This window comes from Cerasibacillus terrae, from assembly GCF_008039555.1.
GTDB classification, from domain to species: Bacteria; Bacillota; Bacilli; order Bacillales; family Amphibacillaceae; genus Cerasibacillus; species Cerasibacillus terrae.
The window spans coordinates 1-11645 of sequence record NZ_VDUW01000018.1; the positions used below are offsets into that span (position 1 = coordinate 1).

Sequence of the window (11645 nt, forward strand, 5' to 3'; positions counted from 1 at the left end):
TATTTTTAGCGCGGAAATTTTATTTGTTTGGGAGGGGTACCCCTCCCAAACAAATAAAATTCAATCATAGATTATAAAAAGTTGAAAACTTGTATTTGGGATTTTACACAGGATTTAGGACTTGACTGAGTTAGCGACAACCCGGGCACGAATAGAGATTAATCGTGACCGATAATCTGGGTTAGCGAAAATCCGGGCACGAATAGAGATTAATCGTGACCGAAAATCTGGGTGAATCAAAAATCCAGTCATGAATAAGACCTAATCGAACCCAGGAAATAGGATTTGTCAGAAATCCAGTAATTATTTATAATACATCCTGTACTTTCTATATCAATCTATTATTGATTATACCTAACTTATGATAGAATGATATGAAAAAATATTATTAATAATTAGATTTTTATATAATGAATGAAAAAGCGAGGGAGATTTTTTGAAAAAGTTATTTAAACTTATTTGGCAAGTTTTGATATTATATGGATTTTATTATGTAGGATTATTTATACGGAATGTACTCCACCTATCTGTTCCCAGCAGTGTCATTGGCATGTTATTATTATTTTTATTCCTTATGTTACGCGGAATAAAGGTAGAATGGATTGATACGGGGGCACAGTTTTTTGTCGATCATCTTGTATTTTTCTTTATTCCAGCAACCGTGGGCGTCATGAATTATTTCGGGTTATTCAAAGGACATGGAATGTGGTTGATCATTATCACTGTTGTTAGTTCATTTCTGGTCATGCTTACTTCTGGGCATATGAGTCAAGCTTTAGCTCGAAAGCGAGTGGTCGAACATGATTAAAACCATCTTCCTCTGCTTCGGATTTATAGGCTTAACGATTATTCTCTTTCTTGTGGCAAAAGAGGTTTACAAACGAGTACCAAATCCTTTATTATTACCGATGGTGACAACAAGTACTGCCATTATTGTAATTCTTATTTTATTTCAAATCGATTATGAAACTTATATGTTAGGCGGATCATTTATTAATCATCTTTTAGGACCTGCTGTTGTTGCTTTGGCCTATCCTTTATACCAACAACGCGATATATTGAAACGACTTTTTGTCCCTGTTGTTTTCGGCTCTTTAACCGGTTCGATTGTCGGAGTTTCTACTGGTGTATTATTAACAAAGTGGTTCGGCTTTCCGAAAGAACTGATTTATTCAATTACACCAAAATCCGTCACAACTCCTATTGCCATGGACATAACCGCTGAATTGGATGGCTATGTAGCATTAGCTGCTGTGTTCGTCACCATTGCGGGTGTTAGTGGTGCGATGTTTGGCCATTATGTACAAAAAAGTTTCTACATTCATTCTACCATCGGAAAAGGTGTTAGTATGGGAAGTTGTGCACATGGAATTGGAACAAGTCGCGCATTGGAGAACAGTGAATTAGAAGGATCATTTAGCTCTGTTGCTATGGTATTAAATGGGATATTCGTATCTTTCTTGACTCCGGTTTTATTGCCGTTGTTTATGTGATTAGAGAATGAGGAACCAGCCGTGGTACGTATACGTATGTTGGCTGGCTTTTCATCTTGATATTTTGAGAGTAAATTATTTAGACACTAAGCATGTACCCATTTCAAAACTCTTATCGTGTAAATCTACAAACACACATGGAAAAATATATTGATTCCAAAAATTTGTTAGGAACACCCTTTTTCAATCAAAAGGAATTGCCTCATCGCAAGTTCTTTAGACCTTTGTGTTCGATTGTAGAAAATAACCTTACTAGCAGGATCAACATTGACTGTCCTTGTAATCGAATTAATTCTTATTGGTTTCCCAAGTTATGACCGCAAGAGTGGTTTTCTTAATGACCTTTATGCTATCTTCTTCTTGTTGGATGCTTGATAAAACCTTTCCTAACTGTTCTGCTTTTACATGCTCGTAGCGCTGTTGGTACGTATGGAGCGCTTCATTAAATGACATGTTTATTACAAATGTATCATGTAAATACGAAATATCAGGTTGATACCCGAGCTCCCATAAGATATTAAAATAAGACTGCAGGAGATCACGGTTATTGTGAGGTCCTTTTACTTTTTCAATCTGTTGATGCTTCTGTAATGCCTCCACAACATTATCCGATGATGCTGTAAATTGACAGATGACACCATGTTTTTTTGCCACATTAGACATTGCTTCTAATGCTTTCACAGAGCGAGTAGCGGGACACATTGCAGAAAAAGCAACATCAAACTCCCCAATTTCCTCTGTCGTAGGGGGCCAAGCTGATTTAATAATGTCGATATTATCCAGATTGTTTTTCTCTATTTCAAGTTCCAAAAATTGAAGCATTTCTGATGACAAGTCCAACGCGCGAACGGATTTGCATCTTTTCGCAAGAGGAATTGCATAGCGTCCTGAACCCGCACCAATATCCAATACACTAACTGATGGATCCAGTATTTTCTTTTGCTCCAAAAGACGAGGGACTGCATCAGAATAATATGTGCTTCCATTTATTTGATTGGAATAGAACATCTCTGCCTTTTGATTCCACTTCTCTTCCATTGCTTCTATTGGCTGTTTGCTAGGTTTTAACCTCTGTTCAAATATGGATAATATGTCCATTGATTCCATCCTTTCTTACATACAATCTATCATTCTTAAGTATATCAATAAACATAAAAAGTAACCCGTCATTCAACTTTAGCAGGTCTGTGAGGGATTATTTTCTTAAGCTACTTACCGTTTGCTGTATTCATATTTCATATTAAGAATTACATCTAAAAATAACTATATAAATTATTGTAAGGTGCTCCGTTGTAATGATTTTAATAATCTATTTCATTATCAGAAAACACACCAACTTCATCACACTCTAAATCATCTTTAGAAAGCCTGTCTATTAATATTTCTCAACTTCTTGTTAAGAAGCATTAAGGCCCATAAAAAGCATATATCCAGATATTAATGAAAAAATTATGAGGGTATTACAAATAATTCCTATGATTGCTATCGCTTTTCCCTTTTGGCTATAACGCGTTATTTCTTTTAAGCCAATAAATCCAAGCACTATTCCAACAACAGCAAGAGCAATGCCCACTAACGGTAATATAACAAAGACAATAGATAGAAGCGCCAGTACGAAAGAAGTAACAGCCTTTTTATTAGTCACATCATTTTTCGAAACTTCAATATCACTCATTTTATCCCCCTTTTAAATCGTATATCGTTATTTCAATGATTCAGTAATATGGCTCTGACATTCCGTATTAGAATTTGGGATGCAGTTCTGTAGGTTTTTTATGATTTGTCTGAATTATAACACATATTATATGTTAGAGGGGGTGATAAAACGATCTTTTAGTTAAAGTGCATGATAAAACAAAGGCATGAAATCAGTAATTCTCCGTTTTCCCTTATTATTTCCGCAAAATTTTCTCCATCGCTTTTCCCTTTGCTAATTCATCGATTAGCTTATCCAAATAGCGAATTTCTTGCATCGTCGGCTCCTCAATATCTTCTACTCGCACGCCACAGATTACACCTTTAATCAAAGCCCGTGAAGGATTCAATTGAGGTGCCTCCGCAAAGAATGTCTCAAAGTCTGTCTGATTTTCCAGTTGCGCTTCTAACTCTTCCTGGCTATATCCTGTCAACCAGCGAATGATTTCATCCACTTCTGATTTTGTACGCCCTTTTTTCTCTGCTTTCGTAATATAATGTGGATAGACTTTTGCAAAGCTCATTGTATAGATTTTATGCTTGGTCATGATATATGCTCCTTTTATTTTTTATTAAATGGTCCGATTCTTCAAGGAAGGACACGTTTTCTTATTCCCTGATTGCGCCCGTTGATGGAACTATCTTAGGTATATGATTCCACTAAAGCTCACTTCGTTAATTTTAGTATAAATATCCTTCTAGAAAGACTGAAAAGCAAAAAAATTACCAGTATTCTTCAGTCGTATTAATCTACCTTTAAAATAATCTTTCCGATGTTTTTGTTGTTCTCCATATGTTCATGTGCTTGTTGGATTTGATTAAAAGAAAAAACTTGATCAACAATCGGAAGCACCTATATACAAACAACACAAAATTATTTCCTTGAATTAATGCCAGTAAAAAAGCACCAACAAGATGCCAATGCTTTAAACCTATTAAATACTTTGTAAGGTTTAAGCCGATTTGAACCGACTTGAAACAAAAATACTTTGTAAACGTTGGTGTATCAACAATTCACTTAACGTTTTGAGTTTTATCGGCTATCATTACATGGGCAGCCTATCTCTGCGAATCCTTTTGTATCATTATAAAGATAGCTATTAGTTAGATCCTTCAATTTTTATGAAGCGACATTTCATATAAAATCAACAAGCTTTTAGAGGAGATTCTTACCCTATCCAACTTATTGTTACATCCCGAAAGTCTCCAGCGAACGGATAGATATCTTGAAATAAATAATGATGTAACTTTTTAAATTCTTCCATTGTTGCATTTACGACTTGTTTTCATGGACAAAGATACGGTCTATCCTGATAAAGCAGTGATTACAACAACGAAAGAACATAACCGTAATCAATTGGAAGTTCTTCCTCTCTGAAAATACATAACTAGTACCACTCAATCCTTACATTCACGCCCATATGCATTCAACTTCATAGCCTTTCATGTACGGGAGTATAAATTCTTTCCATCGGTTTTCTTTCCTATTATTTATCAATCATACTTCCCTTTAATTTCGGGAATGACCTTTGGTAGTTCATTTGTTAGTTTGATATTATGTTCTAATTGATTTTCCCCCATCGGATTGGTCGCTGCTGTAAAATCTAATGTGCTTGTTAGGTCGGCAATATAAGGTATCTCTTCCGGCTTTCGACTGGAATAGACGTCAACTGACTTTTCGAAAATATAGGAATCTAAGCCCCATTCTTGAGAAAGTTCATAGATTACTTTTTTCTTCTTATCATTTTTCCAATTTTCAAATGCTTCATCAAATCGAATATTTGTCGGCACATGACCTGGTTCAAGTTCTTCTACAACAAATTCTTTTAAAAGTTCTGCCTTTTCATGGTTTCCTAAATTACTTAATTCTTCAATTTGCTGATAAATAATGCGTAATGTTTCAGCGTCTACTTCTTGTTTTCCATTTGATGAGGTTGCTTTTTCACCAATTAATTCAAGAATATGATTCGCGTCGATAATTTGTGTTCCTGCTAATTTTGTTTTTCCTGGAAGTGACGTTGGGATTGGTGGTATAAAATCATCTTCTACACCTTCTCCTCTTGTCAAGTTTCGATAAGCACCGACATAATTAAGCCATTCTCCTTCATCTATGCCAAACGCTTCATTATTCCATTCAAATTGGTAATATTGTTCTACCGTTTTCATTTGATTTGCCGCATCCTTAAAGTTTAAAAGGAATCGTTCTTTCTTTTCATCATCATCCTTTATTTCTTGCCAAGCAGTTGGATCTGACATCGTCGACTTTAATTCTTCAATCGTTATATGAAGTTTTTCGACAGCTGTATCGTAATGCTCAACAATCGCTTTACTACTCGTTCCACCTGTTCCATAAAGTTTTAACGCACTATCTACTCTTTCTTCTGTTATTCGTGGATACTGAAAGTTAATAATGGAACCAAATTCCTTGTCTGGACCATGAACACGATTCGTTCGCGAGTATGCTTGAACTAATCCTTGTAACTCAAGTGAACGATCGACATAAAGTGTATTAAGCAGCTGTGAATCGTATCCTGTAAGTAGTTGATTTGCCACAATGACTAAATCAATATTCTTCGGGTTACGTCCACTTCCTCCACGTGTCGCCCGAGCAATTAAATCGTCAAAATAAGCTTCTTGTCCTTTTTTTTGATCTCCTGCAACAAATTCAATCCCTGTAAATGACGCATAATTCTTAAACATATCTTCAACGACTTTCGAATCGACTGGTTCCGGGTCTTCATCACTTCCAATACTAAAAGTCATAGCAATATGTAATGGATTGTCATGATTTGCTAATTGTTTTTTAAATTCTTCAAAGTAGGCAAGCACACGCTTTTTATAAGCAACCGTTAAGATTGCGTTAAACTTTCTTCCTTGTGATTGTGAATCCCAATTTTCTATAATTTCTTCCACTACACGCGGAATATGCGTCTCATCATGATAGGTGAGGATGCTTCGTTTACTTGCTTCCTTTTCTACTTCAAGTTCAGTCCAGCTATAAACCGTTCGTTCTATTTCTTTATCTAATTTATCGGGATGTTTTACCTTTTCATCTTCCATTATTTGCTCTCTTAAATCTTCATAACTTCTAAACTCACCCGTATTCATATAGTCCACATGAAAGCCTAAGACGTTCCCATCAGAGATTGCTTCGTCTATCGTGTACTTATGTAATTCTCGTCCAAATAACTTTTCAGTTGTATCTATTACTTCACTTTTTCTATTTATCATACCTGGTGTTTTATTCTCTTCGAATAATGGCGTGCCCGTGAAACCAAAAAATAAACCGTTTTTCTTAAAATGACTTTTGATTATTCCCATCATTTCTCCCATTGTTGTCCGGTGCGCCTCATCTATGATAAAAACTATTTTTTTATCAGCTAAACTACTATCTTGTATTTCTTCCAATTGTTTTACTAAATTACTTAACTTATACGTCGTTGTTACGACAATTCCACGATGAGGTGATTTCATAATTTTACGAAGCTGGTATGTATGTTGTGTATCATCAACTGTAACGGGTTCATAAGCAGCATATGCTTTAAAATTCTCACTCGTACGTCTGTCTAATTCTTTTCGGTCCACTAAGAAGACCACCTTATCAAAACCACCACGTGTAGATAAAAATAGAGCTGTTTTAAAACTTGTAATCGTCTTCCCCGAACCCGTCGTATGCCATACAAAACCACCATGAGGCGTTCTGTCCGCATTATCCCAACCAAAAGCTGCCGCTTCGACAGCTTGTAATGCATGGACTTGATAAGGGCGCATGAGCATATGGCGACGATTCTCTTCTTCCAATGCTTCATCTATGACTAAGTAATCTCCGACCATTTGATGTGCCATGGGAATCATTAAAAACTGGCTAATAACATCTTCCCAGTTATTGACGGGAATATTATCTTTATCCGCCCAATGAAACACAAAACTCTCATTGAAGTCATGAATTGTTTTAGGTGTTGCAAAATAACGCGTTGCCACTTCTGAGGTCATGACCATCATTTGCGAAAACGCTAAGAAATTATGCGTATACTCACCGTCTTGATAGTACCGTTTGAATTGCCTAAATGCCTCATCTAGTGTCTTATCTGAGCGTTTTTGTTCAATATTAATTAGCGGTAGCCCATTAATTAAAAGAATTAAATCGAAGCGATTTCCTTTTTCACTTTCGACTTCCCGCGCAATTTTATAACTAGAGTCTCCACCACTTACTTCAGCCTTTTTAAAAATCGTTAAGGTAATTTGTTCTCTTGTAATACGTGGGTTAGGGTCACGATAAATCCCGTCAATTTTCCCTTTTGACGCTTCCATGGCAAGTAATTTAGCCGCTTCAAAACTATTTTCAAGCTGATTTACCTTTGCTATCACTTGTTTAAACTCCTGATCTGTTAACGGAACGCCCTCCAACTGATCTGCATTGATACGATTCAGTTCTTCCCGCCAATGATTAATCAAATCATCAACGGTTACTTTTCGTTTATTCCCATTCAAAAAGTCAGGGGCATCCCATTTATATGCTTGTAACTTTTTAACAAATTTGTCTTGAAAAATTTGCTCTGATGCATTTTTTGCTGTCCGACTCATACTTCCACTCCTTTACACAAACATTTCATGCAAGTATGCTTGTTTAATTGCTTTTAGTTTTTCTAGTTTTTGTTTGTGAGTTTCAATAATATAATCGATTTTTTTAAAAAATCCACTAATTTTTAATTGTTCTTCTAAACTAGGTTTACAAATCATAAATTCATCAGTAAATGTATTTATTACATGTGGAATATTTGGTGTTCTATATTGTTCAAATATTTTCTTTTGATTAAAGTATAGAAAATAGTATATAAACCCCCCCGATTCAAGAGGTTTCAAAGCCTTCAAAGTAGATCCAAGTGCACCTTTAAAACCATGATAAACTTTACCAGCATGTGATCCATCCCAAAGGATTAAAACATCATCCTCCTTTACGTTGGTCAAACTGTTAATATACACGGGGGCACCACCATTTAAAAAGTTTGCATCTAAATAAAGAGAGTTATGACCTAACATATCAGCCCTCGCATTACCTTTTTCTTCAGAAACAATCAAATCTTTTAACTTAAAAGGAATCCACTCATCTGTAAACCCCTCAAACCTTCTTTTCGGTACGCGTTCGCCTTCAGCAGGAAACATTTCTGCCAGATAAGCATTCTTTAAGGCTTTTGTTTTATTTATTTTTCGTTGCTCGAGTTCAATCATCTCATCAAGACGTTTAAAGAATTCACCGATTTTTTGTTGTTCTTTAATCGAAGCGGTATTTACTTCAAATATTTCCATATCAGATGCCAGAATATGTTCTATAGTATTTCCTGTAGTTATACCATTCAATCTTTTCTTCACTTTGTTAGTTTGAAATTGATAGTTCAAAAAATACGGACTTACTTCTTTTTTATAACCTTGAAACATTATGAGCGCATGAGCTGCTGTTTTATCTAATTCTTTAGGAATAACTGCTGTATGACCTACATGGCCAGACTGTACCATTACTAAGTCTCCAGTTCTTAATAGTTTATCCTTTTGCTTTTCATAAAAATCATTATTTATGAAAACCTCTGTATTTCGATTAATTTTTCCATCTTTAACATTATTGGATTGAAGATAAAAATGACCTGAATTTACATAATATGGAGTGGCTGTTCCAACAAATGCATTTCTAATCGCATTATAAATATATTTTAATTGTTGCTGCTCCCATTCATCCTCAAACCCCTCAAACCTTCTTTTCGGTACTAACTTTTTCTCTATCACTCTTCGCTCACCACCATCTGCGCCATCATAGCTTCGAGTTCTTTTTCTAACTTTTCACTTTCTGCTTCTAATGAATCGAGTGTTTCTGAATAGCGTTCCTGTAGTTGTTCTAGAATATCTAGTTCTTCGATGAGTGGTTTTTCCAGTAAACGTTTTACTTTTGGAATAATGCTTCCAAACCATTTTTCATACATGAGCGTGTCGATTTCTTCATCTGTTAATGTTTCGATTCGTTCTTCCGTCATTTCTTTTAAGTCTTTTTCGAGCTTCTTCATGTCACGATTTAGTTTTGTTCGTTCGTTTAATAAGCTTTCGGCCGTTTTTAGGAAGTGATACGCTTTGCTGTTTTCTTCAGCTGTTTTTAATTCTGATCTGACTGAGCCAATTAAAAAGGCATCTTCTCGTTCATTCAGGGCATCACCTAAGGCACTCTCTTCGTCGCTTTCCTCTACTTTAGCTGCTTCAACCAGTTCTGTGAGTTCTGCTTCAACTTCTTGAAGTCTTGTTTCTTTCGTTTCTATTTCCGTTCGTTCGGCATCAAATAAGTGCTTTTTAATCAGATCATTTGGTACGATGCTACCAATCCAACCCACTTGTTCTTCACGCTTATTCTTACCCGACCCTTTAGTCGCCATTAACGGGACACGTTTCCGCCCTTCTGTATAAAAATCACTTAGCGCAATGACTTCTGCATCTTCTGTTAATGTCTCGCTCCAAATGTCTGCGATAATCTGGTAGCCATCATATTCATCGACATGGTCGAATTCTAATAAGATGTCTTTAATCTCAGCAAGCATTGCTTCGCGAATCCCTCTAATAGCTTTCACATCGGCAACGGACTTTAGTTGCTCCCAATACTTAGCTTGATATGCTTGAATACGTGTTTCAACTGCTTTTGACTTATCGAGGACAGCAGCATCGTTTAAAACATTTTCCGTTAATGTAGCTATCGAATCCGTGAGCTGCATATAACCCATACGTACTTCTTTGAGTGACTGATTAATCACATGAGGAACCATTGCTTGTAATACATGAAGATTTTCTATGTCTTTATAAGGTATCCCACCATATAAATGGGCATCTACATCGTCAGGAATATCTTCGTCAATCGACTCGATATAACGTGGAATATTTAAGTTATATTCATTTTCAATAATTTCTTCTCGCGTCGCTAAATGACTGTACCCTTTTTCTTCACTACGATTTACATATGTATCCACAATCTTAGCAATATCTTTTTCTCTTAAAACATTTTGTTTGCCTTCTTTTACAAACGTGTTCGATGCATCAACCATTAAAACAGGCTCATCCAATGCGCGGTTTTTCTTTAAAATCAGCACCGTCACTGGAATGCCTGTGTTTGTAAATAGTTTATCCGGTAGTCCAATAATCGTATCGATATAGTTTTTATTTAAAAGACGCTCGCGAATTTGTCCTTCTGCACCACCTCTAAATAACACACCGTGTGGTAAGACAATCGCCATCGTTCCTTCTTGACCTAAATGATATAAACCATGCAATAAAAAGGCGTAGTCCCCTTTTGAATTTGGTGGTAGGACACCGGTAATTTCAAAACGTGGATCACTTACTTTTAAATCCGCTTGGTTCCAGTTTTTCACCGAATAAGGTGGATTCATGACAACCGCATCAAACTGCACTCCTTCACTTGGACGTTCTGGGTCTTCTGGCCAGTCTTCCGTTAACGTATCACCATTACGAATCGTCATATTCTCCGGTCTCACACCATGAAGTAATAAGTTCATTCGTGTTAAGTTGTACGTCGCTGTATTCTTTTCCTGTCCATAATAATGAAGTAGTTTTTGCGCATCGCCTTTTAGGTGATTTCTAACCGTTAATAATAAAGAACCTGAACCAACCGTCGGGTCATAGATTGAGTTAATATGAGATGATTTGACGACAATTTGTGCCATCACTTCACTTACTTGACGTGGGGTATAGAACTCGCCTGCCTTTTTACCCGATTCCATCGCAAATTGGCCAATTAAGTATTCGTAAGCATCACCTAAGACGTCACCCTTTTGCAGAGCAACCATATTTAAATCTGAAAAAAGTAAAATTAAATTTTTAATATTTTTACTACGCTCATTTAAATTACTCCCAAGTGCCGTATTGGTTAAATCGAGCGTCGAACTTGAAAATAACCCTTTAAAGTCATCTGATTCACTCGTGACAGCCATTGTACGTTCAAAATTATTTAAACTATCAATCACATGTTGAACTTCAAACTCTCCATTATTAATATCTGATAACCATGTTTGGTAAAGATATTCAGGCAACACGTAATAACCTAAAACACCTTGAATCATGTTAGATAAATGATCTCCATACTGCTCGAATGCTTTAAAATACGCTTCAACGACTTTCCTCTCATTTGTTTCCGTTATCCCGCTCCTTGTTTTAAATGCATTCAACGTCTGGTCACTTAAAAACTTATAGAACATTAAACCTAACATATAATCTTTATAACGACTCGCGTCCATGGAACCTCGTAAATTATTAGCCCCATCCCATAGTCTTTTCTTTATTTCATCTCACTAGCATTGCATAAAAATAGTTAAAAAATTCTGTAAACATGTTTCCGAAAATTTTTGCCAAAAAGTCAATGTCCAACTAAAGGTGGCCCTGTTCATTTTTTGAAAATTATACAATTAACACGCA

10 protein-coding genes are annotated in these 11645 nt (G+C 35.9%); 2 read left to right on the forward strand and 8 right to left on the reverse strand.

Annotation, left to right across the window (positions count from 1 at the left end; all coding sequences use genetic code 11):
- Positions 1-114: 114 nt before the first annotated feature.
- A complete protein-coding gene (locus FHP05_RS15445; RefSeq protein WP_191126378.1) occupies positions 115-252 on the reverse strand; it encodes a hypothetical protein in 138 nt (45 codons plus the stop codon).
- A 184-nt stretch (positions 253-436) separates the two neighbouring features.
- Between FHP05_RS15445 and FHP05_RS14980 the strand changes: the two genes are divergently transcribed.
- Entirely contained in the window at positions 437-808 is a 372-nt protein-coding gene (locus FHP05_RS14980) for a CidA/LrgA family protein (protein ID WP_147670767.1), read from the forward strand.
- Positions 801-1493, forward strand: coding sequence for an LrgB family protein (locus tag FHP05_RS14985; RefSeq protein ID WP_147670769.1), 693 nt, complete (start codon positions 801-803; stop codon positions 1491-1493). The genes FHP05_RS14980 and FHP05_RS14985 overlap by 8 nt, the downstream gene beginning before the upstream one ends.
- Before the next feature lie 288 nt (positions 1494-1781).
- Here the strand turns inward: FHP05_RS14985 and FHP05_RS14990 are convergent, their stop codons facing one another.
- The 7 genes from FHP05_RS14990 to FHP05_RS15025 form a co-directional block, all read right to left on the reverse strand.
- Positions 1782-2591, reverse strand: coding sequence for a class I SAM-dependent methyltransferase (locus tag FHP05_RS14990; RefSeq protein WP_191126379.1), 810 nt, complete (start codon positions 2589-2591; stop codon positions 1782-1784).
- 298 nt (positions 2592-2889) lie between these two features.
- On the reverse strand, positions 2890-3168 hold the full coding sequence (locus FHP05_RS14995) for a DUF4190 domain-containing protein (RefSeq protein WP_147670773.1): 279 nt from the start codon (positions 3166-3168) through the stop codon (positions 2890-2892).
- A 217-nt stretch (positions 3169-3385) separates the two neighbouring features.
- Positions 3386-3736: a DUF2200 domain-containing protein gene (locus FHP05_RS15000; RefSeq protein WP_147670775.1), complete on the reverse strand. Its 351-nt coding sequence runs from the start codon at positions 3734-3736 to the stop codon at positions 3386-3388.
- Positions 3737-3933: 197 nt separating this feature from the next.
- Complete coding sequence (locus tag FHP05_RS15005) at positions 3934-4041, reverse strand: zinc-binding dehydrogenase (protein ID WP_147670777.1); 108 nt, start codon at positions 4039-4041, stop codon at positions 3934-3936.
- A 641-nt stretch (positions 4042-4682) separates the two neighbouring features.
- The gene (locus FHP05_RS15015) at positions 4683-7772 is read right to left on the reverse strand and encodes a type I restriction endonuclease subunit R (protein ID WP_147670779.1); all 3090 of its coding nucleotides are present in this window, start codon (positions 7770-7772) and stop codon (positions 4683-4685) included.
- Positions 7773-7784: 12 nt separating this feature from the next.
- Positions 7785-8966, reverse strand: a complete 1182-nt coding sequence (locus tag FHP05_RS15020; RefSeq protein WP_147670782.1) for a restriction endonuclease subunit S — start codon at positions 8964-8966, stop codon at positions 7785-7787.
- A complete protein-coding gene (locus tag FHP05_RS15025; protein WP_147670783.1) occupies positions 8963-11512 on the reverse strand; it encodes a type I restriction-modification system subunit M in 2550 nt (849 codons plus the stop codon). Before FHP05_RS15025 ends, FHP05_RS15020 begins: the two co-directional genes overlap by 4 nt.
- Between the last annotated feature and the right edge of the window lie 133 nt (positions 11513-11645).

Excerpts from the sequence above, each read along its gene's own strand:
- FHP05_RS15445 (WP_191126378.1), bottom strand. The coding sequence starts at position 252 with ATGACTGGATTTTTGATTCACCCAGATTTTCGGTCACGATTAATCTCT.
- FHP05_RS14985 (WP_147670769.1), top strand. The coding sequence starts at position 801 with ATGATTAAAACCATCTTCCTCTGCTTCGGATTTATAGGCTTAACGATT.
- FHP05_RS14990 (WP_191126379.1), bottom strand. The coding sequence starts at position 2,591 with ATGGACATATTATCCATATTTGAACAGAGGTTAAAACCTAGCAAACAG.
- FHP05_RS14995 (WP_147670773.1), bottom strand. The coding sequence starts at position 3,168 with ATGAGTGATATTGAAGTTTCGAAAAATGATGTGACTAATAAAAAGGCT.
- FHP05_RS15000 (WP_147670775.1), bottom strand. The coding sequence starts at position 3,736 with ATGACCAAGCATAAAATCTATACAATGAGCTTTGCAAAAGTCTATCCA.
- FHP05_RS15015 (WP_147670779.1), bottom strand. The coding sequence starts at position 7,772 with ATGAGTCGGACAGCAAAAAATGCATCAGAGCAAATTTTTCAAGACAAA.